The 26,596-nt window shown below is 69.6% G+C and carries 27 protein-coding genes and 1 pseudogene; 15 read left to right on the top strand and 13 right to left on the bottom strand.

What is annotated here, in order from left to right; all coding sequences use genetic code 11:
• The first annotated feature begins 105 nt into the window (after positions 1-105).
• The 4 genes from ectA to thpD are packed head-to-tail and all read left to right on the top strand — an operon-like array spanning position 106 to position 3,104.
• A complete protein-coding gene (ectA, locus tag QMO76_RS19850) occupies positions 106-531 on the top strand; it encodes a diaminobutyrate acetyltransferase (protein WP_372342023.1) in 426 nt (141 codons plus the stop codon).
• Positions 528-1,799, top strand: a complete 1,272-nt coding sequence (gene ectB, locus QMO76_RS19845; RefSeq protein ID WP_306362814.1) for a diaminobutyrate--2-oxoglutarate transaminase — start codon at positions 528-530, stop codon at positions 1,797-1,799. The genes ectA and ectB overlap by 4 nt, the downstream gene beginning before the upstream one ends.
• A gap of 1 nt (position 1,800) precedes the next feature.
• Positions 1,801-2,196, top strand: coding sequence for an ectoine synthase (locus tag QMO76_RS19840; RefSeq protein WP_306362813.1), 396 nt, complete (start codon positions 1,801-1,803; stop codon positions 2,194-2,196).
• Between the two features lie 23 nt (positions 2,197-2,219).
• Positions 2,220-3,104, top strand: coding sequence for an ectoine hydroxylase (thpD, locus tag QMO76_RS19835; RefSeq protein ID WP_306362812.1), 885 nt, complete (start codon positions 2,220-2,222; stop codon positions 3,102-3,104).
• A 68-nt stretch (positions 3,105-3,172) separates the two neighbouring features.
• Here thpD and QMO76_RS19830 read toward each other — a convergent pair whose 3' ends face one another.
• Positions 3,173-4,021 (bottom strand): NAD(P)H-binding protein, encoded by an 849-nt coding sequence (locus QMO76_RS19830; RefSeq protein WP_306362811.1) that lies wholly within the window; start codon positions 4,019-4,021, stop codon positions 3,173-3,175.
• A 79-nt stretch (positions 4,022-4,100) separates the two neighbouring features.
• On the opposite strand from QMO76_RS19830, the gene QMO76_RS19825 reads away from it, so the two are divergent.
• From QMO76_RS19825 to QMO76_RS19810, 4 genes are all read left to right on the top strand, one after another.
• On the top strand, positions 4,101-4,586 hold the full coding sequence (locus QMO76_RS19825; RefSeq protein ID WP_306362810.1) for a PaaI family thioesterase: 486 nt from the start codon (positions 4,101-4,103) through the stop codon (positions 4,584-4,586).
• Positions 4,587-4,792: 206 nt separating this feature from the next.
• Entirely contained in the window at positions 4,793-5,569 is a 777-nt protein-coding gene (locus QMO76_RS19820; RefSeq protein ID WP_306362809.1) for a helix-turn-helix transcriptional regulator, read from the top strand.
• A 77-nt stretch (positions 5,570-5,646) separates the two neighbouring features.
• A complete protein-coding gene (locus QMO76_RS19815) occupies positions 5,647-5,997 on the top strand; it encodes an HPF/RaiA family ribosome-associated protein (protein WP_306362808.1) in 351 nt (116 codons plus the stop codon).
• Between the two features lie 42 nt (positions 5,998-6,039).
• On the top strand, positions 6,040-6,882 hold the full coding sequence (locus QMO76_RS19810; RefSeq protein ID WP_306362807.1) for a hypothetical protein: 843 nt from the start codon (positions 6,040-6,042) through the stop codon (positions 6,880-6,882).
• A gap of 46 nt (positions 6,883-6,928) precedes the next feature.
• On the opposite strand, the gene QMO76_RS19805 is transcribed toward QMO76_RS19810, so the two are convergent.
• The gene (locus QMO76_RS19805) at positions 6,929-8,311 is read right to left on the bottom strand and encodes an AIM24 family protein (protein ID WP_306362806.1); all 1,383 of its coding nucleotides are present in this window, start codon (positions 8,309-8,311) and stop codon (positions 6,929-6,931) included.
• A 209-nt stretch (positions 8,312-8,520) separates the two neighbouring features.
• On the opposite strand from QMO76_RS19805, the gene QMO76_RS19800 reads away from it, so the two are divergent.
• The 3 genes and pseudogenes from QMO76_RS19800 to QMO76_RS19790 all read left to right on the top strand — a co-directional run bounded on the left by QMO76_RS19800 (position 8,521) and on the right by QMO76_RS19790 (position 11,509).
• Positions 8,521-10,026, top strand: coding sequence for an NAD(P)/FAD-dependent oxidoreductase (locus QMO76_RS19800; protein WP_306362805.1), 1,506 nt, complete (start codon positions 8,521-8,523; stop codon positions 10,024-10,026).
• A gap of 166 nt (positions 10,027-10,192) precedes the next feature.
• Positions 10,193-10,393, top strand: a pseudogene (locus QMO76_RS19795) (3-hydroxyacyl-CoA dehydrogenase); the annotation flags it as partial.
• A 93-nt stretch (positions 10,394-10,486) separates the two neighbouring features.
• The gene (locus QMO76_RS19790; protein WP_306362804.1) at positions 10,487-11,509 is read left to right on the top strand and encodes an alpha/beta hydrolase family protein; all 1,023 of its coding nucleotides are present in this window, start codon (positions 10,487-10,489) and stop codon (positions 11,507-11,509) included.
• Positions 11,510-11,693: 184 nt separating this feature from the next.
• On the opposite strand, the gene QMO76_RS19785 is transcribed toward QMO76_RS19790, so the two are convergent.
• The 3 genes from QMO76_RS19785 to QMO76_RS19775 all read right to left on the bottom strand — a co-directional run bounded on the left by QMO76_RS19785 (position 11,694) and on the right by QMO76_RS19775 (position 14,180).
• The gene (locus QMO76_RS19785; protein ID WP_306362803.1) at positions 11,694-12,488 is read right to left on the bottom strand and encodes a Mut7-C RNAse domain-containing protein; all 795 of its coding nucleotides are present in this window, start codon (positions 12,486-12,488) and stop codon (positions 11,694-11,696) included.
• 144 nt (positions 12,489-12,632) lie between these two features.
• A complete protein-coding gene (locus QMO76_RS19780) occupies positions 12,633-13,145 on the bottom strand; it encodes a L,D-transpeptidase (RefSeq protein WP_306362802.1) in 513 nt (170 codons plus the stop codon).
• Positions 13,146-13,223: 78 nt separating this feature from the next.
• The gene (locus QMO76_RS19775; protein WP_306362801.1) at positions 13,224-14,180 is read right to left on the bottom strand and encodes an alpha/beta fold hydrolase; all 957 of its coding nucleotides are present in this window, start codon (positions 14,178-14,180) and stop codon (positions 13,224-13,226) included.
• Positions 14,181-14,282: 102 nt separating this feature from the next.
• On the opposite strand from QMO76_RS19775, the gene QMO76_RS19770 reads away from it, so the two are divergent.
• Positions 14,283-14,888: a TetR/AcrR family transcriptional regulator gene (locus QMO76_RS19770; RefSeq protein WP_306362800.1), complete on the top strand. Its 606-nt coding sequence runs from the start codon at positions 14,283-14,285 to the stop codon at positions 14,886-14,888.
• Positions 14,889-15,134: 246 nt separating this feature from the next.
• Here QMO76_RS19770 and QMO76_RS19765 read toward each other — a convergent pair whose 3' ends face one another.
• Positions 15,135-15,470: a TfoX/Sxy family protein gene (locus QMO76_RS19765; protein WP_306362799.1), complete on the bottom strand. Its 336-nt coding sequence runs from the start codon at positions 15,468-15,470 to the stop codon at positions 15,135-15,137.
• A gap of 191 nt (positions 15,471-15,661) precedes the next feature.
• On the opposite strand from QMO76_RS19765, the gene QMO76_RS19760 reads away from it, so the two are divergent.
• Positions 15,662-16,762, top strand: a complete 1,101-nt coding sequence (locus QMO76_RS19760) for a glutamate--cysteine ligase (protein WP_306362798.1) — start codon at positions 15,662-15,664, stop codon at positions 16,760-16,762.
• A gap of 39 nt (positions 16,763-16,801) precedes the next feature.
• Here the strand turns inward: QMO76_RS19760 and QMO76_RS19755 are convergent, their stop codons facing one another.
• The 5 genes from QMO76_RS19755 to QMO76_RS19735 form a co-directional block, all read right to left on the bottom strand.
• Positions 16,802-17,071 (bottom strand): helix-turn-helix domain-containing protein, encoded by a 270-nt coding sequence (locus QMO76_RS19755; RefSeq protein WP_306362797.1) that lies wholly within the window; start codon positions 17,069-17,071, stop codon positions 16,802-16,804.
• Positions 17,072-17,114: 43 nt separating this feature from the next.
• Positions 17,115-17,741, bottom strand: a complete 627-nt coding sequence (locus tag QMO76_RS19750) for an MBL fold metallo-hydrolase (RefSeq protein WP_306362796.1) — start codon at positions 17,739-17,741, stop codon at positions 17,115-17,117.
• Positions 17,741-18,826 carry an S-(hydroxymethyl)mycothiol dehydrogenase gene (locus tag QMO76_RS19745; protein WP_306362795.1) on the bottom strand — a complete coding sequence of 362 codons (1,086 nt, stop codon included), beginning with the start codon at positions 18,824-18,826 and terminating at the stop codon, positions 17,741-17,743. The genes QMO76_RS19750 and QMO76_RS19745 overlap by 1 nt, the downstream gene beginning before the upstream one ends.
• A gap of 101 nt (positions 18,827-18,927) precedes the next feature.
• Positions 18,928-20,136 (bottom strand): AI-2E family transporter, encoded by a 1,209-nt coding sequence (locus tag QMO76_RS19740; RefSeq protein ID WP_372342022.1) that lies wholly within the window; start codon positions 20,134-20,136, stop codon positions 18,928-18,930.
• 189 nt (positions 20,137-20,325) lie between these two features.
• Complete coding sequence (locus QMO76_RS19735; protein WP_306362794.1) at positions 20,326-21,234, bottom strand: LysR family transcriptional regulator ArgP; 909 nt, start codon at positions 21,232-21,234, stop codon at positions 20,326-20,328.
• Positions 21,235-21,307: 73 nt separating this feature from the next.
• Between QMO76_RS19735 and QMO76_RS19730 the strand changes: the two genes are divergently transcribed.
• Together QMO76_RS19730 and QMO76_RS19725 are read left to right on the top strand one after the other, a co-directional pair.
• The gene (locus tag QMO76_RS19730; RefSeq protein ID WP_306362793.1) at positions 21,308-21,928 is read left to right on the top strand and encodes a LysE/ArgO family amino acid transporter; all 621 of its coding nucleotides are present in this window, start codon (positions 21,308-21,310) and stop codon (positions 21,926-21,928) included.
• 155 nt (positions 21,929-22,083) lie between these two features.
• Complete coding sequence (locus QMO76_RS19725) at positions 22,084-23,583, top strand: hypothetical protein (RefSeq protein WP_306362792.1); 1,500 nt, start codon at positions 22,084-22,086, stop codon at positions 23,581-23,583.
• A gap of 276 nt (positions 23,584-23,859) precedes the next feature.
• Here QMO76_RS19725 and QMO76_RS19720 read toward each other — a convergent pair whose 3' ends face one another.
• Positions 23,860-24,450 carry a hypothetical protein gene (locus tag QMO76_RS19720; RefSeq protein WP_306362791.1) on the bottom strand — a complete coding sequence of 197 codons (591 nt, stop codon included), beginning with the start codon at positions 24,448-24,450 and terminating at the stop codon, positions 23,860-23,862.
• Between the two features lie 226 nt (positions 24,451-24,676).
• A complete protein-coding gene (gene ilvD / locus QMO76_RS19715; protein WP_306362790.1) occupies positions 24,677-26,560 on the bottom strand; it encodes a dihydroxy-acid dehydratase in 1,884 nt (627 codons plus the stop codon).
• Between the last annotated feature and the right edge of the window lie 36 nt (positions 26,561-26,596).

Raw genomic sequence — 26,596 nt, 5'->3', positions numbered from 1 at the left:
ATCGATCAGCTTCTGGTGGAACCCCCTGACGGCTCCACGTTCACACTCAGATCCCCACGGGTGGAGGACGGTGGCAGTATCTGGCGAATCGCCCGCGATTCCCGCGTGCTGGATACCAATACGAGCTACGCGTACCTGATGTGGTGCCGCGACTTCGCCGGAACATCCGTCGTCGCCGAAATCGACGGTGACATCGCCGGATTCGTGATCGGCTACTGCCGTCCACAAGCCCCCGACGTACTGTTCGTCTGGCAGGTGGCCGTGGACCATGCCTACCGCGGCCGCGGTCTGGGCGTCGAGATGCTCGACACCCTGATGAACAGCTGTGCCGCCCACGGGGTTTCGACCTTGGAGACCACCATCTCCGATGACAATCCGGCCTCCATCGCGATGTTCAACTCGCTGACACGGCGCCGCCGGGCCGTCATCGCCGACTATCCACTCTTCGAGCGGGAACACTTCCCCGACCAGCACGAGGCCGAGCGCCTGTACCGCATCACGCCGCCGACCACACTGGAGGAGATCCGATGACCACCACCGAGACGATGACCATCTTCGAGGATCTCGAATCGAACGTGCGCGGCTACTGCCGCTCGTGGCCCGCTCTCTTCGACACCGCCCGCGGCGCGTGGCTGCACGACGAGAGCGGTCGTGACTACCTGGACTTCTTCGCCGGCGCGGGTTCGCTCAACTACGGGCACAACAACCCGGTGCTGAAGGAAGCGCTGCTCGACTACATCGGGCGCGACGGCATCACCCACGGCCTGGACATGTCCACCGTCGCCAAGCGCGACCTGCTGGACACCCTGCGCCGCACCCTGCTGGCCCCGCGCGGGCTGGACTACAAGGTGCAGTTCCCCGGACCCACCGGTGCCAACGCCGTCGAGGCGGCGCTGAAGCTGGCCCGCAAGGTGACCGGGCGGACCGCGGTCCTCAACTTCACCAATGCCTTCCACGGCATGACGCTGGGTGCCCTGTCGGTGACCGGCAATGCGACCAAGCGCGCGGGTGCCGGTGTTCCGCTGGTGCATTCGACCGCCATGCCCTACGACGGCTACCTCGACGACATGGACGGCCTGGCGTGGATGACGCGCGTGCTGGACGACTCCTCGTCGGGTCAGGACGCCCCGGCGGCCGTCATCGTCGAGACCGTGCAGGGCGAGGGCGGCGTGAACGTGGCCCGTGCCGCGTGGCTGCGCCAGCTGTCGGAGCTGTGCGCCGAGCGCGGCATCCTGCTCATCGTCGACGACGTGCAGATGGGCTGCGGCCGCACCGGCCCGTTCTTCTCCTTCGAGATCGCCGGCATCAAGCCGGATATCGTGACGCTGTCGAAGTCCATCAGCGGCTACGGCCTGCCGATGGCGCTGGTGCTCATGAAGCCCGAACTCGACCAGTGGTCGCCGGGTGAGCACAACGGCACCTTCCGCGGCAACAACCCGGCCTTCGTGACCGCTCGCGTGGCGCTGGAGCACTTCTGGTCCGACGACACCCTGGAGCAGGCCACGCTGGCGAAGGGCGCGCGCGCCGAGGAGGCGCTGACCGGCCTGACCTCCGCCTACGCCGGCCTGTCGACGCGGGGCCGCGGCCTGGTGCAGGGCCTGGTCTTCGACGACGCCTCGCAGGCGGGCAAGGTGTGCCAGGTGGCCTTCGAGCGCGGTCTGCTGGTGGAGACCTCCGGCGCGGAGGACGAAGTGGTGAAACTGCTGCCGCCGCTGACCATCACGCCGGCCGAACTCGACCACGGTCTGGAGATCCTGGCGGGCGCCGTGGATTCGGTCTGCACCGGAAAGGCGGCCTGACGTGATCGTTCGCACCACCGCGGAAATCACCGGGACCGACCGCGATGTGGCGGGGGAGGGGTGGCGCAGCAAGCGCATCGTGCTGGGTGGCGACGGTGTCGGCTTCTCCTTCCACGAGACCACCATCGAGGCCGGAACCGAGCACGAGTTCCACTATCTCAACCACATCGAGGCGGTGTGGCTGGTCGAGGGCGAGGGTACGCTCGTCGACCTCGACAACGGCGTGAAGTACGAGTTGGGTCCGGGTTCGATGTACCTGCTCGACGGTCACGAACGCCACCGCCTCGAGGTGCGTGAGCGGATGCGCATGATGTGCGTGTTCAATCCGCCTGTCACCGGACAGGAGGTCCACGACGAGAACGGCGTCTACCCGCTGGTCGCCGTCGCCGCCGAGTAGGGAGAATTGGGAGTCAGGAACGAATGACGCTGTCGGACAACACCGTAATCGATCGCTACCAGACCCGGACCAGCACACCGCGCGCTCACATCGAGCGCACCGATCCCACCGTGTGGGGTCACGTCGAGTCTCCGGAACTGGCTACCTTCGAGCCGTACGGCTACTCCGTGATCGATGCGCTGCTCGACCCGGCCGAGGTCGCCGAATTCTCGGCGGAGACCCGGCGTCTGGCGGATGATCCGGACCTGTGGCTCGATGAGCGGTTGATCATCGAGAAGACGTCACGGCGGGTGCGCTCCATCTTCGAGGTGCACAAGCTCAGTGATGCCATCGCGGACCTGGTGCGCCAGAGCCGGATTCGAGGACTCGCCGAACAGATTCTGGGTTCCGAGGTCTATATCCACCAGAGTCGGGTGAACTACATGCCCGGATTCCGGGGGGCCGGTTTCTACTGGCATTCGGACTTCGAGACCTGGCACGCGGAGGACGGTATGCCCGCCCCCCGCGCGGTGAGCCTGTCGATCGCACTGACCGACAACTACCCCTACAACGGCAGCCTGATGCTGATGCCCGGGTCGCACCGCACCTTCGTGCCCTGCCAGGGTGAGACCCCGGCCGAGCACTACCGGGATTCGCTGCGCGAGCAGCAGATCGGTGTGCCCACCCAAGACGACATCGCCAAGCTCGCCAGCACCTACGGCATCAACCAGTTCACCGGTGCCGCGGGCTCGGCGTTGCTGTTCGACTCGAACATCATGCACGGCTCGTCGAACAACATCACGCCGTTCCCGCGCTCGAACATCTTCCTGGTGTTCAACAGCGTGGAGAACACACTGGTCGCGCCGTTCGCGGCGGATGCTCCGCGGCCGACCTACATCGGCAGCCGGGATTTCACGCCCATCGGCTGAGTCATGACGGCACCGCACCCCGCTCGAATCCGGGCGGGGTGCGGTGCTGTCCGGGTTCGGGGCGCTGGCTAGGCCCGGGGCCGCAGCGTGGTGAGGAAGTCCGCGAAATCGGTGGGCGGACGCCCGGTCAACCGCCGCACCGCATCGGTGGCGGTATTCAGATCGCCCGCGGCGATGGCCGCGTAGGAGGTCACCCAGCCGTCCAGCTCCCACGGGGGCGCATCGTATTTCGCGCGGGAGGCGTACGCCTGCGCGAGGGTTTCCGGGACGTAGGTGTAGGGGCGGCCCAGGATCTCGGTCATCAGCGCGGCCGCCTCGGTCAGGGTGAAGGCGCGCGGTCCGGTGAGATCGTGGATCGCACCCGCGTGACCCTTGCCGGTGAGCACGGCCGCGGCGGCGGCCGCCACGTCCTCGCGGGCCACCGCCGCCACCGCGCCGTCACCGGCGGGTCCGCGGATGACGCCGTGCTCGTCGGCGAGGGCGGGAATCAGGTCCTGGTACAGGTTGTCCCGCAGGATGGTGAACTCCATCCCCGAGGCGCGGATGGCCTGTTCGGTGTACCAGTGGTCGCGGCCGAAGGTGAAGGTGCAGTCCGGCGCGGCGGCGACGAAGGACAAGTAGACGATGCGTTCCACCCCGGCCCGCCGGGCCGCCTGGACCACGGCGACCTGCTGGGCGGCCCGGTCGGCCGATTCGGTCGCCGAGACCAGGAAGAAGGTGTGCGCACCGGACAGGGCGGTGGCGACGGAGTCGGGGTCGGCGAAGTCGGCGCGGGCCGTGGTCGCGCCCGGTATGGCCGGGATCCGGGTGGGATTGCGGCCCAGCAGCCGGGTTGTCAGGCCCGCGTCGGAGAGCAGGCGTGCCACCCGTCCGCCGATCTGCCCGCTCGCGCCGGAGACGGCGATCACTTCGGTCATGGCCACAGGCTATCGCTCCGCTACCGGCTGGCTCGGGTACTATTCGGGACACATATGATTCTCAAATGAAGGGGTGCGCGTGACCGGGACGTCGGCTCAGCGGAACCGGACCGGGGGCATCCTGGCCAAACACCATGGGAACTGCTTCGGCTGCGGGCCGGACAGCCCGTCCGGCCTGCACATCGACTTCCGGCGCGCGGGCGACGAGGTCACCGGCACGGTCGTCTTCGACGAGCGTCATCAGGGCGCGCCCGGACTGGTGCACGGCGGCGTGGCGTCGGCCGCGCTCGACGAGGCGGCGGGCGCGATCCTTATCGGGCACGCGCTCCCGGCGGTCACGGCGCAGCTGAATATCGCCTTCGCCCGCCCGGTGCCGCTCGGCCGCCCCGTCACCGTGCGGGCCGTGCTGGACCGCCGGGAAGGCCGCAAGCTGCACATCGCCGCGCGGCTGGAGCTCGACGGCGAGACCGCGGCCACGGCCGACGCCCTGTTCATCGTGGTGGAACCCGAACACTTCCTGGCGCACGGTGCGCGGCCGGGTGATATTCCGGCACTGGGAATCTGACAGGGTGGCACACCGCGCCGACCGGAAGGGTCCGCGAACGGATCGGCTCATCCGACGCTGCGTCGATCTGTGATGTAGCTGACAACTTGCTGTATAAGTAACAAGTGTTCGAGAGGTGTTTTACGATTCTGGCCGTAGGTCCAGGTCGGAATTGCGTGCCTTCGGCGCGGTGTAGACCCGAGTAACAGGGGGAGCGGAATCCATTGTTGCGTATACCTTCCGACGACAGGGCCGATGAACCGCGTCCGCCGACGCTGGGTGGGCTGCTGCGCAAACTGCGGGACGATCGCCGGGTGTCACGGGAGCGATTGGGATTCGCCGCCGGAGTCAGCGCCAGCTACATAACGCACCTGGAGAGCGGCGCTCGCGAGCATCCCACCAAACAGGTTATCGAGGCGCTCACCACATTTCTCGACCGCGTGCACCCGCTCTCCGACGCCGAACGCCGTCACCTGTTCGATCTGGCCGGGCTGCACGACGACACGTTTCCCGACGTCGAGGAGCTGCGTGCCGGCATCTCCGACGATATGCGCGCCGGTCTGGCGGTGCACGGGCCCAATCCGGCGGCCTTCGTCGACATCCGGTGGAATGTGCTGGCCTGCAATGGTTCCTATGCGGCGACATTTCCGGGGCTGGTCGAGGACGTCAGCATTCTGCGCTGGTTCTTCGGCAATGCGAACTCGCAGCGGGTGATGGCGGAATGGCAGCGGGAAGCCTCGCTCACGGTGGACTGGCTACGCGGGCTGATCGGGCAGTCCGGCGACACCGCCTGGGCCGGTGATCTCCTGGAGGAGCTCGGCGTGTACCCGGAATTCCGGGCCATGTGGGCGACCGGTGGGACAACCTATGGACGCGACGATCCGCGTATGTTATTGCGCGATATCGACTCCGGTGCCGAGTATTCGCTGGCCGTGCAAATGTTCCGCGTGGATTACGGTCGTCATCCCGGACACATTCAGTTCTTCCTGGGTATCCGGCAGTGAGCGCGAGCATCCGGCAGTGACTGTGCGGCTACTGTGGAGGGGGCTCATCCCGGAGCATTTCGAAGAGGAGAGATTCCGTGGAGATTCTGGTCAATACCGGTAAGGCTGTGGAAGGTGATCAGGGGCTGATCGATGCGGCCCGGGAGCGGATCGCCGATGTGCTGGGGCGGTTCGGCGATCGGATCACCCGCGTCGAGGTCTATCTGAGCGACGAGAACGGGGACAAGGGCGGCGCGGACGACAAGAAGTGCACGCTGGAGGCGCGTCCCGCAGGACAGGGGCCGGTGGTGGTGACCCACAAGGCGGCGACTGTCGAACAAGCCTACGACGGTGCTGCCCGTGAGATGGTGTCGCTGCTGAGCTCACGGTTCGGGCGGCAGCGAGATGTCAAGGGCGGAGAGAGTATTCGGCACATCCCGGCCGAGTAATGTGACTTCACGAGGGTGAAGTCAGGGATTAGGGTCGAGGCCATGGACACCGCTTTCGCTCGTGAGATGTGGCGGGTGCTCGAGCCGCTGCACGCCGTGACCTACTTCGCCCCCGAATGCGTCGCCGACCGCAAAACCCTTGGGCTGCGCGGGTACTGGATGGGTTACTTCGGTTCCCGCGCGGCCCCCTTCGGCGCGGTCCGGCCCGGGGTGGTGGAGGCCACCTTCTACAACTTCCACCCGCGCATGGTGCGCCGGGCGATCCCGGACGCCTGGGACTACGCCGATCCCGGGGCCATTCTGGCCGACCGGTCGCGTTCGGCCGCCGCGGCGCTGATGCGGGTGGCGCCCGATATCGAGGAACTGGCCGAGCGGGTGCTGCCCGGTCTGCGGGCCGCGGTGGCAGGCGCGCCGCCCGGCGGGCGCTCGCTGTTCGCCGCCAATCGCGATGTGCCCGAACCGGGCTCCCCGGTCGCGGCGCTGTGGCAGGCCGCCACCGCGCTGCGCGAACATCGCGGGGACGGCCATATCGCCTGTCTGCTCGCCGAGGGCATCGACGGCTGCGAGGCGCACGTGCTGTTCTCCGCCGACACCGGCACGCCCGAGCAGATCTGGCTCGACAACCGCGGCTGGAGCCGGGACGACTGGGACGCCGCGGCGGCGCGGCTGCGTGACCGCGGACTGCTGGCGGGACAGGAGATCTCCGATGCCGGCCGCGCGCTGCGCGCCCATATCGAGACCCGCACCGACGCCCTGGCCGCAGCCGCCTACCGAGACCTCCCCGACGCCGCGGACGTGCTGAAGCTGATCACGCCCGCGGCCCGGCTGGTCTCCCGCAGTGGCGCGGTGCCGTTCCCGAATCCCATGGGCGCGCACCCACTCTGAGCGGCCGAGGCGGGTGCTGCCCCCGGCCGCGCCGCTCGCTCACGGCCTAGCTGAACAGCCCGCCCAGCGCGCCGCCGCGCTGCCCGGCGTCGTCCCCGCCGCCCGTGCCGCCGAGCAGGCCGCCGGGCGGCAGTTCGGACGGCTGCACGATGACGAAGCCGCGGCCGGAGAACGACAGCGTCATGCCCTCGCCGGTGCTGCGGCCGATGAGCCGGCCCAGGCCGAAGGAATCGTTGCGTTTGACGCCGGTCTGGAGGCTGGAGGACCAGGCAACGGCCGCCTGCGGGTCGGCGTAGGTCGGCTGGTCGACCTGGAGGACGACCGGGGAACCCTCGGTGGTGATGGCGATGCGCCCGCGCCCGGTGAAGACGCAGTTGAAGAATCCGGCATTGCTGGCGTATCCGGCCGCGCCCTGCACCCGCTTGATCTTGTAGGACAGTGTCGGGTCGAAGGCGAGCACATTGGCTCCGTTGATGGTCAGGCCGTCGCTGCCGTCCAGGTCGATGATGTGCACCTCGGTGGCGGCATTGGCCAGGAACAGATCGCCGCGCCCGGACACCTTCATGAGCGGCACCCCCTCGCCGGTGAGTCGCTGCTGGATGGCGCGTCCGATGCCGCCGGAGCCCAGCGCCTGGAATCGCAGCTCGCCCTGGTAGGCGACCATGGACCCGGACCGCGCCAGCACCTCGCCGTCGAGGCCGACCTTGATCATCTTGCTGCCCTGCTTCTGAATTCCGAGGCCGGTGGCCTCGGCGAAACCGGGGCTGAACAGATCGCTCTGCATGGGCTGTGCTCCTCCGTGCGGTGCAGGCGTGGGGGACTGCCGGGCGGCCGCGGGCGCGTACCCGGGTCCGCTGGGTGGCATGGACGGTGGTGGTACCGGATGGTGCTGCGTGACAGCGGGATCGGGCGCGGGCGGCGGCGTGTCCGGCTCGTCGTCGATGTTCACGCCGAAGTCGGTGGCGATTCCGGCGAGCCCGTTGTCGTAGCCCTGCCCGACCGCGCGGACCTTCCACGCGTCGCCGCGCCGGTAGATCTCCACGCACACCACGGCGGTCTCGGTGGACAGCCCGCCGACGGGAAAGGTCAATGTCCCCGTGGGCGATTGGACGGTCGCGGTCAGCGCTCCCGCGCCGCCGAAGTTCGCCGGTCCGCTTCCGTCCAGGCTGGCGGTGACCACGACGGTGTGCACATCGGGCGGCAGCATGCCGGTGTGCACGTCGACCACATCGCCGCGGCCCTGCCCGTGACGGTGGGTGACGCCGGGACCGGCCGGTTGGTTGAAGAAGATGAAGTCGCCGTCGGATCGCACCCGCCCGTCGGTCCCCAGCAGCAGGGCCGAGACGTCGACCGGTGCTCGGCAGGCCACCGTGACGGTCATGCGGTCGCCGGGTGCGGGACGGTTCTCGCCGCGAGCGAGCGCTGTCATCGCGGGCCCCTTCGAAGGTCCTGCATGGCATTCACGGTCTCCAGTCTGTCGTGACCGTGCGTGCCGCGCCAGCAAGGCCGACTCGGCGGGCGTGCCGCTGGACCGGGCTTTCTCGCCGCCAGAGTAGACGTAACCTAAAATAACACCTACCATGCGGGGAGGCTCCGACGACGGTGTACGGGGCGTGACCAGACGAAGCGAGTACCTCAATGACGCGGCATGTCGACGTACTGATCATCGGCGCGGGCCTGTCCGGAATCGGCATGGCCTGCCACCTCGCCAAGGAGGAGACCGGGCGCAGCTATCTGATCCTGGAGCGCCGCACCGCCATCGGCGGCACCTGGGATCTGTTCCGCTACCCGGGCATTCGCTCCGATTCGGATATGTACACCTTCGGCTACGGCTTCCGTCCGTGGGTCGGCACCAAGGTGCTCGCCGACGGCCCGCACATCCGGCAGTACATCGAGGACACCGCCGCCGAATACGGCGTCACCGACCGCATCCGCTTCGGCCGCCGCGTGGTCGAGGCCGGCTGGGACAGCGCGACCGAACTGTGGACGGTGCGGGCGCACGACGAACGCACCGGTGAGACCGAGGTCTACACCAGCAACTTCCTGATCGGCTGCACCGGCTACTACGACTACGACAACGGCTACCGGCCGACGTTCCCCGGCGAGGAGCGGTTCCAGGGGCCGATCGTGCATCCGCAGCACTGGCCCGAGGATCTGGACTACACCGGCAAGCGAGTGGTGGTGATCGGCAGCGGTGCGACCGCCATCACCCTCGTTCCGGCCATGAGCGACACCGCCGGGCATGTGACCATGCTGCAGCGCTCGCCCACCTATATCGCCGCCCTGCCCGCCGACGATCCGGTCGCCGTGGGCATGAAGCTGGCGAAGGTGCCCGCCAAGCTCGCCTACAAGGTGGGCCGCGCCCGCAATATCGCCCTGCAGCGGGCCAGCTACCAGCTCTCGCGCACCAATCCGGTGCTCTCCCGCAAGCTCATGCTGGCGGCCGTGCGCGCCCAGATCGGGCCCGGCATCGACATGCGCCACTTCACGCCCAGCTACGACCCGTGGGATCAGCGGCTGTGCGTGGTGCCCAACGGCGATCTGTTCCGGGTGCTGCGCGGCGGCAAGGCGTCCATCGTCACCGATCGCATCGCCACCTTCACCGAGACCGGCATCCAGCTCGAGTCCGGTGACGAGATTCCCGCCGATATCGTCATCAGCGCCACCGGCCTGACCGTGCAGATGCTCGGCGGCGCGACCCTGATGGTGGACGGCGACACCCTCGCCACCCGCGACCTGGTCGCCTACAAGGGGTCGCTGCTCGGCAATGTCCCCAATGCCATGGTGGTGCTCGGCTACACCAACGCCTCCTGGACCCTCAAGGCCGACCTCGCCGCCGAATACTTCTGCCGACTGCTGAACCATATGCGGGACAAGGGATTCACCAAGGTGGTCGCGGTGCCCGAAGCGGGCGACAAGTCCGAGGCGTCGCTCATGGGCGGCGCGCTCACCTCCGGCTACATCCAGCGTGGCGACGGCGTCATGCCGCGCCAGGGCACCCGCGGCCCGTGGCTGGTCGTGAACAACTACTTCCGGGACCGCGCGCTGCTGCGCAAGGGCGCGCTGGAGGACGGCGTGCTGCGCTTCAGCCGTGGGGCGGCCCGCGCCGCCGCGGTGGCGACGGCAGAATCCCGTTCCGCCTGATCACTCGTCGACGATACGGCCGCCGGATGGGTGCCGGCGGCCGTTCGCGTTCGGTCGGCGGCTCGGCGTGGGAGCAGCGCGTTCCGAAGTATGGAAAAGAACTCTTGTTGATAGCAAGAATTGATTCTGATACTCATGGTGTCGTTCGGAACGCTCGGAAGGAGCCGCGCCGGGCATGTTCGATACGCCGCTGCTGGCCGCGCTGCCGGAGCAGGCCCGGGAATCGCTGGGGCAGCAGGTGCCGCATCCGCGGCGGCTCGGTGATCCCGACGAGTTCGCCGCACTGGTCGCGCATATCGTGAGCAATCCCATGCTGAACGGCGAGGTGATCCGGTTGGATGGCGGCATCCGCTTGGCGGTTCGCTGAGCTGGCCTCTTATGACCGTGCCAGGTCGCGTCCAGCAAATTCTCAGTTCACTGCGGCACGGTGGGTCGCGTGCGCTTACCGAGACATCGAACCATGACAGCCCTGGCCGTGGCGGCGACCGCCGCACTTCTCCCCGTCGCGGCGGCGGGACCCGCCTTCGCGGTCGAGGCACCCGCCGCGGTGGCGCCCGCGGGCACCTCGGCGGACGGATCGAAGATCGTCTCGGTGCACGCCGTCGACGACCGCCATCTGACCCTCCGGGTGTACTCGGCCGCCATGGACAAGAACATCGAGGTCGACGTGCAGCGGCCCGCCGACACCTCGGCCGCCGCGCCGACGCTCTATCTGCTCAACGGCGCGGGCGGCGGTGAGGACAGCGCCACCTGGAACAAGCAGACCGACGTGCTGGGCTTCCTGGCGGACAAGGACGTCAATGTGGTGCAGCCGATCGGCGGCGGGTTCAGCTACTACACCGATTGGCGCGCACCGGATCCCGCACTGGGCGTCAACAAGTGGAAGACCTTCCTCACCGAGGAGCTGCCGCCGCTCGTCGACCGCGCGCTGCACACCACCGGGCGCAATGCCATCGCCGGACTGTCCATGGCGGGCACCTCGGTGCTGCAACTGCCCATCGCCGCCCCGGGGCTGTACGGGTCGGTGGCCTCCTACAGCGGCTGCGCGCAGATCAGCGATCCCGTCGGCTACAACTTCGTCAATACCGTGGTGGCGGCGGGTGGCGGAGATTCCGCGAACATGTACGGGCCGCAGGGCGATCCGATGTGGGCCGCGAACGATCCGTACGTGCACGCCGACCAGCTGCGCGGGGTGAACCTGTTCATCTCCAGCGGCTCCGGCATGCCCGGCCGCTACGACACGCTCGACGGGCAGTACGCCCTGCCCGGTCCGGGTGGGCTCGCCAACCAGGTCGTGGTCGGCGGCAGCCTCGAGGCCGCGACCGACTACTGCACGCGCAACCTCCAGACCAGATTGAACGGTTTGGGCATTCCGGCCACCTACGACTTCACGCCGACCGGCACCCACTCGTGGGGGTACTGGCAGGACGCCATGGAGAAGTCCTGGCCGGTGCTGGCGGCGGGACTGGGCCTGCCCGCCTGATCACGTCCGCAGCAGCGCGAGCAGCGCTCGTCGCACCGCGCGATGCCGCCGCGTCGAGAATGTTGCGATCCAGCGCCTTCGAGCAACTCGGCTGCCGCTGTGAGAACGGCACCCGGCGCAACTTCCACCTGTCCGGTGCGCACGGGTCGCGCAGCGGGTGACGCCCTGGGTGCGGGGCGAAAGTTCAAGCGCCGTACCGTTGTTGGGCGTGCATCACGATCGCGTCCAGCCGGGCGTGGTGCGCGCCTTTCCAGTAGGGCTGACCGCAGTCCTCGCACTGGGCGAAGGAGTCGTAGGAATGGTCGGTGTGGGCGGGCAGCAGGGCGCGCACCGATTCCCGATCCGTTTCGCGCAGTGCGCCGTTGCAGGCGGTGCAGCGGGTCCAGGGCCGCAGCGGGGGAGCGAAGCGGGACAGCACGTCGTCGAGCTGTTCGGCGGGGCGGTGGCTGTATATGTAAGCGCCCGCGAAGATCTCGCGGCGGCGCAGCAGGCCGCGGTCGCGGGAGAGCAGGATGCGCCGCTCGGCGGCCGAACGGGCGGCCAGGGCCGCGTCGCCGATATCGGGCTTCTCGTAGGCGGCGTCAACACCGAGCAGGCGGAGGCGGCGGGCCAGGGTGCCGAGATGGATATCGAGCAGGAAGCGCGAGCCGGGCACCGGCTGCGGGCGGGTCACCGCCCGTACCGCCACGCTCTGACCGGTGGCCGGAATATGGGCGGCGGAGGCCGGTTTCCCGTCGACCAGCAGCTCACCCACCTCGGTCAGCGGCACGCCGAGCGATTCCACCAGGTGACCCAGTGTGGAGACGCCGTCCACGCGTGCCGTGGTGGGCGCGCCGCGGCGGCGGGCGGGCAGGAACGGCCCCAGTTCCGGCGCGAAGTCGATGGTTATCCCGGGGGTGTCCACGCGGTCAGCATGCCAGTGCGGCGGTGTCGCGGCCAGCGTATCGCGGTGGCTCCACACCGATGCCGGCGCGGTCACCGTGAGCACATCGGCGCGCCATCCGGGCGCTGACGCCGGGCGGCGCGCATCCGTGCCGATCGCATCGGTTGCCCCGGGCGCCGACACTGCTGGGGCGGGTCCGCCGCGCCGCGAACCCGCCCCGGTGTGTCTTCGGCCGATCGGTTACGGCACCACCTCGACCAGATCCCCGACATTCAGGTAGTCGTAGAACGCGCGGGCCCCGTCCCAGGTCATGCGGATGCAGCCGTGCGACTCCCGCTCGATCGGCCCCACGTGGAAGGCGATATCGCCGTTGTAGAAGATCGCGTAGTGCATGGGAGCGTGATGCATTGTGCTCCAGTGGAACTCCTTCTTGATGAAGACGCGCGTCGCGCCCGGCGGCGTCCGGTAGCCCGCCATACCGTGGGAGATCGGGGTCGGACCGAAGGTCACCTTGCGATTGTCGATCAGCCATGCCTCGTTCGTGGAGAGCCGAACGCAGGCGCGGGCCTCGGGAATGGTGCACGGGGCGGTGATCTCCGCCTGCGGCACGATCGCGGGGACGCCCGGGACGTCAGGCCCACCGGGCCACAGCGGCTCCGCGTGCGCGGGCGCCGCCAGGGCGAGTCCGGCGGAAGCGATGCCGAGATAGACGGCGCATCGCGTGGCCTGACCGATACTGCGGTTACTGCTCATGAAGTCCGTGACCTCTCTACCCGTGCCCCAGCACCCCGACCGACACCGGGCGGAGTGCTGGGACCATCTCGTCGAGCATTACCACCTGGAGGTGTAGGGGTCATTCTTGCCTGAGCGACCCGGGATATGCGGGGAAAACACGCGGTGACGGTCGAATTCGGCGCGCTGGGCGTCGTGTCGGCGCAGGAAGTCGGTGATGCGAGGCACCACGATGTCGGCATTCGCGAAGAACAGTCCGTGCCCCAGGCCGTCGAACACCTCGACCTCGGCGGCGGGCACCTGCTCGCGCACCCGGCGCGCGGCGGCCTCGGCCGGATGGACGAGCACCGACTCGCTCCCGAAGACCCACAGGGTGGGCACCGTGAACGACCGGAGTTCGGCGTCGGTGAGCACCGTCCCCCAGGGCAGGTGCCGCCGATAGCCGACCGACGCGCGCGCCGCGCGCACATCGAGTTCGGAGACCTCCACCCCCGGCATCAGCCACCGGTTCAGCCGCCGCATGTTCTTCTCGGTCGGCGCGACGGCGAAGCGCATGATCCGCAGCAGCACGCTCCAGCGGATCTTCAGTACGCCACCGCTCTCCACCATGGTGACGCTGGCGAGTCGCCCGGCTTTGCGCAGGCCCGCCACGGCCGCCTGCCAGCCGCCGTCGGAATAGCCGAGCAGGTGCGCCCGGTCCACGCCGAGTCCGGCGAGCGTCTCGTCGAGCCAGGTGCCGAAGTCGGCCGGGGTGGTGATGGGCGCGGTCTGGACGCTCTTGCCCGGGGTGCCGATGGTGTCCGGGGCGTAGACGACCCGCCCGGCGCTCAACCCTTCGATCACCGGGGACCAGCCCGCGCCGTTGCCGCCGAGGGGGTGCAGCAGGACCAGCGGCGTGGCGTCGCCGGATCCGAACCGGCTGACATGGGTGGTCCCGAAGGAGGTCTCTACCCGCTGTTCGGTGAACGGGATCGGTGACTTCGCCGCCATCTCGTCGTACACCTCCAGATACGCCGCGCGCGCCCGGTCGTTCTTGAATCGTCCGATCTTGGCCATCGCCACCCCTTCATCTACTTTGATGATATGAACGTACCATAAAAATGATATGGGCGTATCATGAAGCCTTCCGGCGCGGACGAAGAACGGGTGGTAGCGGACATGCCTCGGTTGGTCGACCATGAGCAGCGGCGGCGGGAGATCACCGACGCCGTGCGGCGGGTGATCGCCGGGCGCGGGCTGGAGGCGGCGACCTTCCAGTCGGTGGCGGCCGAGGCCGGGATCTCGGTGCGCTTGGTGCAGTACTACTTCGGCACCAAGAAGGAGTTTCTGCTCGCCACCCACCGGGCCGTGGTCGAGGACGGGGGCAAGCGGTTCGCGGCGGCGCTGGAACAGCTGGCGGAGGGGGCGTCACCGCGCGCGGCGACCCGGGCGATCCTGCTGTCGCTGCTGCCCATGGACGCGCAGCGGCGCGAGGACACCGTGGTGCTCGGAGCGTTCAACCAGGCCATGATGTCGGGGCGGGACATCGCCCTGGGCGATCTGATGGGCGCGCCGAAGTATCTGGTCAATCTGGTCGCCACCCAACTGGAGCGCGCACTCCGGCTCGACCCCGGCCTGCCCGTCGACCCGGAGACCGACGCGGCGGTGATCGTCATGGCCGTCGGCGGCCTCAGCCAGGGCCTGGCCGGGGGGTACCCGAATCGGGAGGAGGCGGTGGTCCTGCTCGACCGCCTGCTGGACCGGATCTTCGGCCCGGCGGACTGAGGTGCCCTCCGGGCCGCCGCGCGACTCACGGCGGTGACGTGATGGTCCGAGGCGGCGTGCTGGTCCCCGATGGCCTGGTGGTCCGACGCGACATGGTGGTCGGAAGTGGCTCGGCGGTCCCCGGTGACGTGGTGGTCCGAGGTGGCCTGGGTGGTCCCCGGTCGCCTGGCGGTCCGGAATGGTGCGCGGCGTGGCGGGTGCGTGTCCCGGGCAACGGCTTCCACCGGCCGGGGCGGGCCGGGCGTGCTACTTGGGTGGCAGGGTGCGCGCGTACGCCACCGAGCGTCCGAGCCATTCCTGCAGCGCCGCATCGTCCGCCACGGCGGCGGCCTCGACGTGCAGCCAGTTCCGCATCTCCCGCCCGCCCATCACCATGGTCGCGACGGAGTCGCGGCGCAGCAGCTCCGCTGTGTCGGCGGGGTCCACCCGCGCCAGCAGCCCGCCCCGACCGCTGGCGGCGACCGCCATGTTCCCGCCGACCATGAAGCACAGCCCGCCGAACATCTTCCGCTCGGTCACCTCCGGTAGGTCGGGGCCGAGGGCATCCCGTATCCGTTCCGCGAGTACCTCGTCATACGCCATACCGCATTGTGGCCCGAGGCGCCGACAGCTTCGCGGCGCGGGGCGGCGGGCTCGCGGTTTGCCCGGTGATCGAGGGTTCCGGTGCCGACCGGTCGCACCTTGTGGCCGGTGGATCCCACCCGTCATGCTGAATCGGTCCGAGTCCTGCGGCATTGGTGTCATGGGACGTGATCAGGGGGTACTCGGTCACTGTGGAAACCCCGCCGACGGTAGGCGTCGAAGAGGAATTGCTGCTGGTGGATCCGCGCACGGGCGCTCCCGTCGGCAAGAACGCCGACGTCGCCCGGACCGCCGCGGATCTCGGGATCGATCTGCAACTGGAACTCACCCGCTGCCAGGTGGAGATCAGCACCCGCGTGCACTCGTCCACCGCCGAGCTGCTGCGGGAGCTGCGCGAGCTGCGGCGCGGGGTGTCGGCATGCGCGGAGAAGAACGACGCGCTCGTGCTGGCCGCGGCCGTGCCGCCGACCCTGCCGCCGGACGAGCCGGTCACCGCCACGCCGCGGTACCGGCGCATCGAGGCGGAGTTCGGCATGCTCGCCCACGAGCAGGGGCTGTGTGGCTGCCACGTCCATGTGGCGGTCCCCGATCGCGAGGCCGCCCTGCGGGTGAGCGACCACCTGCGGCCGTGGCTGCCGCTGCTGCTGGCGCTCACCGCCAATTCGTCCGTCTACCACGGCCGCGACACCGGGTACGCGAGTTGGCGCAGCGTGCTGTGGCGGCGCTGGCCCAGCGCGGGCGCGCCACCGCGCTTCGCCTCGGCAGCCGACTACGACGCCGCCGTGGAGCGGATGCTGTCGCTCGGGGTGATCCTGGACCGCAAGATGGTCTACTGGGATATCCGGCCCTCGGCCTCCTTCCCCACCGTCGAGATCCGCGTCAGCGACGTGCCCGCCACCGTCGAGGAGACCGCCCTGCTGGCGACCCTGATCCGGGCCGCCGTCATGACGGCCCACCGCGAACTCGAGGCCGGGCGGTGCGCGCCCGCGGTCCCCGACGACGTGCTGCGCGCGGCCTATTGGCGGGCCGCCCACTCCGGCCTGGACGGGGACGGCATCCATCCGGTGGACGGCCGCCCGGTTCCGGTGCGGGAGCTGTTGCGCGGCTTCGTCGATCACCTCCAGCCCGCGCTCGACGCACTCGGCGACCGTGACTTCGTCGACGAATCCATTGCCGCCCTGCTGGATCGGGGCAACGGGGCGCGTCGTCAGCGCGCGGCCCTGCGCGTGCGCGGCGACCTCGGTGATGTCCTGGACGTACTCGCCGAGGCCACCCTGTACACGTGCCGCTGACGAGAAGTCCCGCGCGGCAGCGGATCCCACCCTGCCCGGTCATCCCTCCCCGGGGCCGAGTTCCCAGGTGATGCGGCTGCCGATGGCGGCCGCGTAGCGCTCCAGGGTGGAGATGCGCACATCCACCTGCCCGGCCTCCAAGCGCGCCACCGCGGATTGCGAGGTGCGCATGCGGGCGGCGATCTCGGTCTGCGACAGTCGCGCCGCCCGCCGCGCGGCCACCAGGTCGGTGAGTAGACGGCGGCGGTCGTCGGACATGCGCCGCAGCGCCGTCTGCCCGGATCCGAGTAGCTCGATGCCTTCGGTCATATCTTCCACGGTATCTCTGATATGAGATCGCGCACAGGCGATTTCACTGTCCGCGGCGCAACCAGTCACGCAGGTGCGGCGCCTCGTCCCCGATGGTGGTGGATTCCCCGTGGCCGGTGTGCACCACGGTGTCGTCCGGCAGGATGAGCAGCCGGTCGGCGATGGAGGTGACGATGGTGGAGAAATCCGAGTAGGAGCGGCCCGTGGCACCGGGACCGCCGTGGAAGAGCGTGTCGCCGGTGAAGACCGCGCCGAGATCGGGCGCGTGGAAGCAGCACGCGCCCGGTGCGTGGCCGGGGGTGTGCAGCACCCGCAGCGCGGTGTCCGCCACCTCGATCACCTGTCCGTCGACGAGTTCGCCGTCGGGCATCCGGTCGGGGTGCGTGAGCCGCCACAGCACCAGGTCGTCGGGGTGCAGCAGGATGGGAGCGCCTGTCGCCCGGGCCAACTCGGGCGCGACCCGAACGTGGTCGTCGTGAGCGTGGGTGGCCAGGACGGCCGTCACGCGGCGGTCGCCGACCAACGCCAGGATGGCCGCCACGTCGTGCGGCGCGTCGATGACGACGCATTCGTGGTCGTCGCCGACGACCCAGACATTGTTGTCGACATCGAAGGTCTGCCCGTCGAGGCTGAAGGTGCCCGAGGTGACGGTGTGGTCGATACGGGCCACTACAGCATCACCACCGAGCGCAGCACGTCGCCGCGGTGCATTCTGGTGAACGCCGCCTCCACGTCGTCGAGGGAAATCGTCTCCGAGACAAAGGCGTCCAGATCGAAGCGCCCCTGCTTGTACAGCTCGATCAGATACGGGAAGTCGCGCGAGGGCAGGCAGTCGCCATACCAGGACGACTTCAACGACCCACCGCGGGAGAAGAAGTCGATGAGCGGCATCTCCAGCGTCATGTCGGGGGTGGGCACGCCGACCAGCACCACGGTCCCCGCCAGATCGCGGGCGTAGAATGCCTGCTTCCAGGTCTCGGGGCGGCCCACGGCGTCGATCACCACATCCGCGCCGAACCCGTCGGTCAGCTCCCGGATCCGTTCCACGGCGTCCTCGGCGGTCGCGTCCACCGTGTGGGTCGCGCCGAAACCGGTGGCCCACTTCAGCTTCCGCTCGTCGATATCGACCGCGATGACGGTGGTGGCCCCCGCCAGCCGCGCCCCCGCGATGGCGGCGTTGCCCACCCCGCCGCAGCCGATCACGGCCACGCTGTCGCCGCGTCCCACCGCGCCGGTGTTCACCGCCGCGCCGAGTCCGGCCATCACACCGCAGCCGAGCAGTCCGGCCGCGGCCGGGGACGCCGTCGGGTCCACCTTGGTGCACTGGCCGCTGTGCACGAGCGTCTTCTCCGCGAACGCGCCGATGCCCAGGGCCGGGGTGAGCGGGGTGCCGTCGGTGAGCGTCATGGGTTGGGCGGCGTTGAAGGTGGAGAAGCAGTACCACGGCTTGCCCTTGCGGCAGGCGCGGCAGGTGCCGCACACCGCGCGCCAGTTGAGGATGACGAAATCACCGGGCTCCACCTCGGTGACGTCCGCGCCCACCGATTCCACGATGCCCGCGGCCTCGTGTCCGAGCAGGAAGGGGAATTCGTCGTTGATGCCGCCTTCGCGGTAGTGCAGATCGGTGTGGCACACCCCGCAGGCCTGCACCCGGACCACGGCCTCACCGGGGCCCGGGTCCGGCACCACGATCTCGGCGACTTCCACGGGAGCGTTCTGCGAGCGTGCGATCACGCCGCGCACGGTCTGGGCCACGGAGTATCCCTTCCTGTCACCTGATACGACTCACACCTTCGCATACTCGCATGAGTCCCTGCGCGTGCCTGATCGCCGATCCGGCCGCATGGCACGAATTGTCATGCCTGGTCGGTACTTTCCTCCGGAACCGGTTCCGGGACGGCGGTGGCGGCGTCGATCTGCTCGCTGATGTAGCGCAGCAGCACGGTCAGGACCGCGGCCACCGGAACCGCCAGGAACGCGCCGACGATGCCCCACAGCGAGCCGCCCACCGTGATCGCCAGTAGCACCACCACCGCGTGCATCTGCATACTGCGGCTCTGCAACACCGGTTGCAGCACATTGCCTTCCAACTGCTGCACCACGATGATGATGGCGAGCACGATGAGCGCGGTGGGCACCCCCTTGGCGACCAGGGCCACCAGCACCGCCAGCGCGCCCGCGACGAACGCGCCCACGATCGGGATGAAGCCGCCCAGGAAGGTGAGCACGGTCAGCACCAGCGCCAGCGGAATCCCGAGGATCACCAGGCCCGCGCCGATGAGCACCGCGTCGATCAGGCTGACCAGCGCCTGGGTGCGGATGAAGCCGCCGAGGGTGTCCCAGATCCGGATCAGCACCGCCTCGATGTGGCGGCCGCTGCGGCTGCCGGCGAGCCCGTGCAGCCACGGCATCAGCCGGGGGCCGTCCTTGACGAAGAAGAACGCCAGGACGAGCGTCAGGAACAGCGTGACGATGGCGGAGGTGGCGGTGCTGACGCCGGTGAAGACGCCGGTGGCAATGCGCTCGGCGCTGGACTGCAGCCGGGACACGATCGCGTCCACCGCCGAATTCATCTGCTCCTCTTGGATGTTCAGCGGTGGACCGCGCAGCCAGTCGCGCACCTTGTTGACGCCCTCGGTGGCCTGATCGGCCAGGGCCGGGGCCTGGTCGGCCACCGACGGCACGATGAGCGCGATGATGCCCGCCAGCGCGCCGAGCAGTCCGAACACCGTGAGCGAGGCGGCGGCGGCCGGAGGGAAGCCCCGCCGGGTGAGCCAGCGCGTCGGCGGCCACAGCACGGTGGCGACCACCACGGCCAACGCCATCGGCAGCACGGCCACCCACATCCTGGCGGTGATCCAGCCCAGCACCCACGCGCCCGCGGCGATGGCGACGAGGCACAGCGACCACTTGGCCAGCCACAGCAGGCCCCGGCCGATCACCTCGCCGCGATCCGGCATCCGCACCGGAGGAGTCGGTCGCTCGTCGGCGATGCGGTCTGTGATGTCGTCCGATCGCTCGCCGCGCGCGGTGGCGTCTTCGGTTGGCTCGCCGCGCTCACTCATGCCGCCCTACCTTCTGATGTGCCCCCGGTCGTCCGGAATGATCGGGGTGCGCAAGCGGGGCGGGCGCGGTCGTCGCGGGATGGTCCGGTCGCTCGCTCATGCTGTCGAGTTTGGCACGAGACCGGTCGGAATCGGCGGTGGCGCGAGGCGGACTCCGCGCGGAGCGGTGCACATCACGCCTGGGTGCGCTCACCGCAGGGCCACGGCGGCGGCCTCGGCGATGCTGTCGGCGATGGCGCGCAGGGTGGGGGAGTCGAGCCGCCACTGCTGCCAGTAGAGCGGCACGTCGATCACACCGTGCGGGTCGAAGGCGATCAGGCGGCCCGCCGCCAGATCGTCGGCGGCCTGGATATCGGGCATCATGCCCCAGCCCAGGCCCAGGCGGATGGCCGCGCCGAAACCCGTCGAGGAGGGGATGTAGTGGCAGGGCGGATCCAGTGGTTTGCGGCTGTGCCGGCGGATGAGCTTGTACTGCAGGTCGTCCTTGCGGTCGAACTGCACCACCGGGGCCGCCGCGAACGCCTTCGCGGTGGGGCCGTCGGCGAACCAGGTGGCGACGAAATCCGGGCTGGCCACGGGCCGGTACCGCATGGCTCCGAGGGGGTGCGCGATACAGCCCTGCACCGGGGTGGCGGTGGCGGTGACGGCGGCCATGACGGTGCCGTCGCGCAGCAGCCGGGTGGTGTGCTCCTCGTCCTCGCGGTGGACCTCGAGGTAGACGCCCGCGCGCACCCGGCCCAGGGCGGGCATCACCCAGGTTTGCAGCGAATCGGCGTTGACCGCGATGGGTATCCGGATGGGCGGCGGGGCGGGATGCGCGGTGTCACCGGGTTCCCGCGTCGCGTCGCCGAGTTCGCGCGCGGTGTCACCCGCGAGCAGTTCGATCTGGCGGGCCAGGCGCAGCATGGCGAGTCCGGATTCGGTGGGCTGCACCGGTTTCGTGCGCCGCAGCAGGATGCGCCCGGCCGCGTCCTCCAGCGCCTTGATGCGCTGGCTCACCGCCGACGGGGTGACGTGCAGGCGGCGGGCGGCGGCCTCGAAGGTGCCCTCGGTGACCGCCGCGTCGAGTGCGCGCAGCTGGTCCAGTTGCAGATCCATGATTAGAGATTTTAATGATACGCAAGAATACTTAGCTGGCCTGTTGATTGCTGGCTGTCTACCGTCGTGGAATATGAACGCTTCATCGGCGGCGGTGGCCGCACTCTCGGGTTTCGGCTTCGGGCTGTCGCTCATCGTGGCGATCGGCGCGCAGAACGCGTTCATCCTCCGACAGGGCATTCGCCGGGAGCATGTGCTCGTGGTGGTGTCGGTGGCCGCGCTGTCGGATATCGTGCTGATCGCCGCGGGTGTCGGCGGGGTGGGCGCGCTGGTGCAGTCCGCGCCCGGGGTGCTGACCGTGCTGCGCTACGCGGGGGCGATCTTCCTACTCGGGTACGCGGCTCTCGCCGCGCGGCGCGCTCTGACCGGCGGTGCGCTGGTCGGCGACGCCACCGGCAATTCCATGGCGCTCGGCGCGGCGGTGGCCACCTGTCTCGCCGTCACCTGGCTCAATCCGCACGCCTACCTCGACACCGTGGTGCTGCTCGGTTCCTACGCCAGTCATTTCGCCACTCCCGATCGCTGGTTCCTTGCCGCGGGGGCGATGCTGGGCAGTCTGCTGTGGTTCTTCGCGCTCGGCTTCGGCGCGCGGTACCTGGCCCCGCTGTTCGCCCGCGAAACCGCCTGGCGCGTTCTGGATTCGGTGATCGTGCTGGTGATGACGGGACTGGCGGTGGCGCTGCTGCTGGGTTAGCCGTCCGGCCCGGTCGCTGGCGCGATGCTGGTCGGAACGGGTGATTGCCTCGGTCCGGCGCGGTGCGGGCGTCACCTGTGGCAGACTCGGGCGACAGATGCGCGCCCGGTCGCGGGTCGGCCGGACGCGGAGGTGATGCGGGAGTTGGGATCGCGATGGATCTGAGCGCCATCGAGCGTCGGGTGGCAGCGGATCGGCGGGAGGCCGCGGACCGATCGGCGGAAGCCGAACTGCGACTGGCGGACTCGCTGTACGAACTCGCCACGGCGCTGCTCGCCACGAAGAACGACGACGCGGTGCGGGATCGTTCACCCGGTGCGCTGGAACCGGCGCAGGAGGCGGTGCACATCCGGCTGCGCTGGCTCACCGCCGGACGGGTCGACGCGCGCTTCGCGGGCAAGGTGCAGGACGCGCTGCGGCTGTTCGAACAGGCCGCGCGCACCATCGGGCACCGGCAGCTGGCCACGCACACCATTCGCGATGCCTGCAATGCGTATCGCTATGTGGCGCAGACCTATCCGAACGCGGCGGCGGCGTGCGCGGACTCGCTGTCCAAATGCGGTGTCTGGCTGTGCCGGCTCGATCCGGACGCCGCCGTGGCCGCCGGATCCGACGCGGTGCGGATTCGGGCGGCGCTGTTCGCCCAGGATTCCGAGCAGGCCGGTCGGTATCTCGCCAGTCTGGACATGGTGCTGCGCACCTATATGGTCGGACGGCAGCGCAAACCGGCGCTGGCCATGTACCGCGAGCTCTACACCGCGGTCACCTCTCCGGCCATGACCGCCCGGCTGCGCGAGATGCGGATCGAGGAAATCGGTTTCACCAGCAAGACCGTCACGGCTCTGACCAAACTGGACGCGCTCACCCTGGACCGCGCGGGCTACCTCACCCAGCAGCAGATCCTTTACCAGACCTCCGGTGACCTCGCCACCATCGAGGAGATCAACTGGAAGCTGGCCCTGGTGGGGCTCAAACCCCTTGCCCCCGGCGCCCTTCCGGACCTGCCATCGAAACCGGTGGAGATCGCCGACTCCTTCGGCGCGCTGAGCGTGCGCTGCTCGGACAGCGACGCGCTGGAACAGGTGCGGGCCGCGGTGCTGGCCGCCTACATCGCCGACGGGGCCGGCGTCGTCGACTCCACCGCCTTCCTCGGCGTCAGCCAGCAGCACTGGAGCGTTCCCGAGCCGCGGTCGAACCCGGAGGAGACCCTGGGTGACGATGTGGTGCTACTGGAACGCAGTTCCGAGCACTGGATCTCGGTCAAGAGCCTGAAGTGGGAGATCGCGCCGGTCGGTCGGCATCCGCTGGCGCTGCGCCTGTCGAAGCACTGGCCCGTGGTGAGCGTGACCACGACCGAGAACCTCGCCTACGAACTGTGCTGGTACGAAGACGGCGCGGCCACCCAGTACGCCGCGCTCGGCCGTCCGGCCGGTCCCGCGACCCTCGACACGCCCTTGGCCCCCGTGAACTTCGCCGCCCTGGCGGAATACGGCGCGGACTACGCCTCCGAGACACAGGTGCGCGCGGCCTTCGGCAACACCCCGATGTTCGCCAAGCTCACGCGGCTGCCCGCCAGCGGCATCCGCCAAGCCGCCGAGGCCGGTCCGCTCACCGATTACGGCGAGCACGTCGTGTACTTCCGCCGCAACCGCTGACCACCGACGTGGTCGGGTGTTCAGTGCCCGATCGCCATGGTCCCCGGTTCGCGGGGCAGGTGGACAGGTAAGCCAATTCAGTTGTGGTGCAGGTGAACCCCACGGCAGGATTGTGATTCCGGACCGTGGGCCACCCCCCTATCCGCTCCGCCGACGCGCGGACACATACCGGAGTGAGCGGAAGCCTCATCGGTCGTCGGCGGTTATGTGCTGCCACAGCCGCGCGAACCTGCACACCGACGGGTCGGACGGGCTCCGCCAGGAGATGGCGGGGCATCAGAACAGTCCGACGGTGAATCCTTCGTCCCGGACGCCGAGGTAGCGCGGTCCCGCGCAGTGCCGCAGGGCCGCGTCGAGCGGGGCGACCAGCTCGTCCGCCGAACCGAACGGCAGCCGGTAGCCGTCGCGCACCCGGTGGAACTCCCACAGGTGGTCCATTTCCGGATGCCGGTTCCGGAACTCGGGATCCGCGGGAAACAGGTCGAGCCGGACCATCGCCATCCTTCTCGCGGCCGGACGTCGATTCACCGTGCGCGACACCGCGATCGCGGACAGCTCGGCCCAGCCGACCGCCCACGGCGCGCCCTGCGGGTCGTGCCAGCGCATGCCGTTGCGGTCGAGGATCAGCTGACGCGGCCGGGTGAGCAGCCGCCAGCCCAGCAGGCCGACTACGGCGATCAGCAGCAGCACGGCTCCGATGATGAGGGCGAACACCTCGGCGACGCGCCCACCCGACACCCCTCCGGTACTCGCGCTGATCACGGCCACCAGGCCGAAACCGCCCGCTACCAGCACCCCGGCCAGCGCCCGCCCCTTCGTACCGCGCGCCATATCGATCACGATCGGTTCCACCGTCTGCTCGCACACTCGCGCAGCCTACAAATCCGCAGGCCCGCTCGCACCGGAGATATCAGGTGGCCGCACCGCCGACGCCGCAGGGTTGGAAGCGCGGGTCCGCCCTCGCGGCGGGAGCGACCGCGTCCGTGGCGACTGCCCGGCCTCTCGGGTGTGTGGTGGCTGCTCGGGCGTGGTGGCCGCTCGGGCGTGGTGGCTGCTCGGGCGTGGCGGGCGCTCGATCGCTCCGGCACGGTGGCTACCCGATCGCTCGGGCGTGGTCGTGCGTCAAAGCGTCCAGTGCGGCGGTATCGCGCACCGCGCCCCGGTCCGCGGAGGTGGCCAGCAGCGCATAGGTGCGCAGGGCCGACGATACCGGGCGTCGACGGTCGCGGGGGTGATACCCGGGACCGTCGATCAGGGCGGCGCGGCGGGCGGCGAGTTCGCCGTCGTCGACGTGCAGAGTGAGTGCGCGGGTGGGGATGTCGACGGTCACGGTGTCGCCGTCGCGGACCAGGGCGATGGGGCCGCCCGCCGCCGCCTCGGGGGAGACGTGGCCGACGGACAGGCCCGACGAACCGCCGGAGAAGCGGCCGTCGGTGACCAGGGCACAGCTGTCGGCGAGGCCGCGCCCCTTCAAATAGGCGGTGGGATAGAGCATTTCCTGCATCCCCGGCCCGCCGCGCGGTCCCTCGTAGCGCACCACGAGCACATCGCCGGGGCGCACCCGGTCGGCGAGGATCGCCGCGACGGCCTCCTCCTGTGATTCCACCACCACGGCCGGGCCGGTGAAGGTGTGCAGGGCGGCGGGCACACCCGCCGATTTCACCACCGCGCCGGCGGGGGAGAGGTTGCCGCGCAACACCGCCAGGCCGCCGTCCGCGGTGAAGGCGTGGCCGATATCGCGGATACAGCCCTGTGCCGCATCGAGATCCAGGGACTGCCAGCGCCGCGACTGGGAGAACGCCGTCGCCGAGCGTTCTCCGCCCGGAGCCGCGTGGAACAGCTCCACCGCCTCCGGAGTCGGGTTGTCGCCGCGCACGTCCCAGACGTCCAGCCAGTCCCGCAGGGAATTCGCGTGCACCGCGCGCACATCGCGGTGCAGCAGCCCGGCCCGGTCCAATTCGCCGAGCAGGGCCGGGATGCCGCCCGCGCGGTGCACATCCTCGATGAGGTAGGAGCCGTTCGGGGCCACCTTGCACAGGCAGGGCACCCGCCGGGACATGGCCTCGATATCGGCCAGGGTGTAGTCGAGCTCGGCCTCGTGGGCGGCGGCCAGCAGGTGCAGGATGGTGTTGGTGGATCCGCCCATGGCGATATCCATGGCCATGGCGTTGTCGAAAGCCTTGCGGGAGGCGACGTTGCGGGGCAGCACCCCGGCGTCGCCGTCGTCGTACCAGCGGCGGGTCAGATCCATGACCGTGCGGCCCGCCGCCTCGTACAGCGCCCGCCGCGCGGTGTGGGTGGCGAGGGTGGTGCCGTTGCCGGGCAGGGCCAGCCCCAGCGCCTCGGTCAGGCAGTTCATGGAGTTGGCGGTGAACATGCCCGCGCAGGATCCGCAGGTGGGGCAGGCGTTCTCCTCGATGCGTTCCATATCGGCGTCGGACACCAGCGGGGAGACGGCCTCGGCCATGGTGACGATGAGGTCCAGGCGGCTGCGCACGGTGCCGTCCACCAGCACCGCGGTGCCGCCCTCCATGGGGCCGCCGGAGACGAACACCGTCGGGATGTCGAGGCGCAGTGCGGCCATGAGCATGCCGGGAGTGATCTTGTCGCAGTTGGAGACGCACACCAGGGCGTCGGCGCAGTGCGCGTTCACCATGTACTCGATGGAATCGGCGATGAGGTCGCGCGAGGGCAGCGAGTAGAGCATGCCGCCGTGGCCCATGGCGATGCCGTCGTCCACCGCGATGGTGTTGAACTCGCGGGCGATACCGCCGGCCGCGCGGATGGCGTCGGCGACGATCCGCCCGACCGGCTGGAGGTGAGTGTGGCCCGGTACGAATTCGGTGAAGCTGTTCGCCACCGCGACCACCGGTTTGCGGCCGATGTCCGCCGACGGCACGCCGCTGGCCCGCATGAGCGCCCGCGCGCCGGCCATATTCCGGCCGTGTGTGACCGTGCGTGACCGCAGTTCCGGCATCTCGCGACCTCCCGAGCTATCTACAACCGTTTGGTT

Origin of the sequence: Nocardia sp. CC227C, assembly GCF_030767025.1 — a bacterium.
Classification (GTDB): Bacteria; Actinomycetota; Actinomycetes; order Mycobacteriales; family Mycobacteriaceae; genus Nocardia.
Note: the sequence above shows the minus strand (reverse complement) of the source record. Positions and strands in the feature narration are given on the sequence as shown.

Coding starts and splice junctions, on each gene's coding strand:
- ectB (WP_306362814.1), top strand. CDS start 528: ATGACCACCACCGAGACGATGACCATCTTCGAGGATCTCGAATCGAAC.
- thpD (WP_306362812.1), top strand. CDS start 2,220: ATGACGCTGTCGGACAACACCGTAATCGATCGCTACCAGACCCGGACC.
- QMO76_RS19830 (WP_306362811.1), bottom strand. CDS start 4,021: ATGACCGAAGTGATCGCCGTCTCCGGCGCGAGCGGGCAGATCGGCGGA.
- QMO76_RS19810 (WP_306362807.1), top strand. CDS start 6,040: ATGGACACCGCTTTCGCTCGTGAGATGTGGCGGGTGCTCGAGCCGCTG.
- QMO76_RS19805 (WP_306362806.1), bottom strand. CDS start 8,311: ATGACAGCGCTCGCTCGCGGCGAGAACCGTCCCGCACCCGGCGACCGC.
- QMO76_RS19800 (WP_306362805.1), top strand. CDS start 8,521: ATGACGCGGCATGTCGACGTACTGATCATCGGCGCGGGCCTGTCCGGA.
- QMO76_RS19790 (WP_306362804.1), top strand. CDS start 10,487: ATGACAGCCCTGGCCGTGGCGGCGACCGCCGCACTTCTCCCCGTCGCG.
- QMO76_RS19780 (WP_306362802.1), bottom strand. CDS start 13,145: ATGAGCAGTAACCGCAGTATCGGTCAGGCCACGCGATGCGCCGTCTAT.
- QMO76_RS19775 (WP_306362801.1), bottom strand. CDS start 14,180: ATGGCCAAGATCGGACGATTCAAGAACGACCGGGCGCGCGCGGCGTAT.
- QMO76_RS19770 (WP_306362800.1), top strand. CDS start 14,283: ATGCCTCGGTTGGTCGACCATGAGCAGCGGCGGCGGGAGATCACCGAC.
- QMO76_RS19765 (WP_306362799.1), bottom strand. CDS start 15,470: ATGGCGTATGACGAGGTACTCGCGGAACGGATACGGGATGCCCTCGGC.
- QMO76_RS19755 (WP_306362797.1), bottom strand. CDS start 17,071: ATGACCGAAGGCATCGAGCTACTCGGATCCGGGCAGACGGCGCTGCGG.
- QMO76_RS19740 (WP_372342022.1), bottom strand. CDS start 20,136: ATGAGTGAGCGCGGCGAGCCAACCGAAGACGCCACCGCGCGCGGCGAG.
- QMO76_RS19735 (WP_306362794.1), bottom strand. CDS start 21,234: ATGGATCTGCAACTGGACCAGCTGCGCGCACTCGACGCGGCGGTCACC.
- QMO76_RS19730 (WP_306362793.1), top strand. CDS start 21,308: ATGAACGCTTCATCGGCGGCGGTGGCCGCACTCTCGGGTTTCGGCTTC.
- QMO76_RS19725 (WP_306362792.1), top strand. CDS start 22,084: ATGGATCTGAGCGCCATCGAGCGTCGGGTGGCAGCGGATCGGCGGGAG.
- ilvD (WP_306362790.1), bottom strand. CDS start 26,560: ATGCCGGAACTGCGGTCACGCACGGTCACACACGGCCGGAATATGGCC.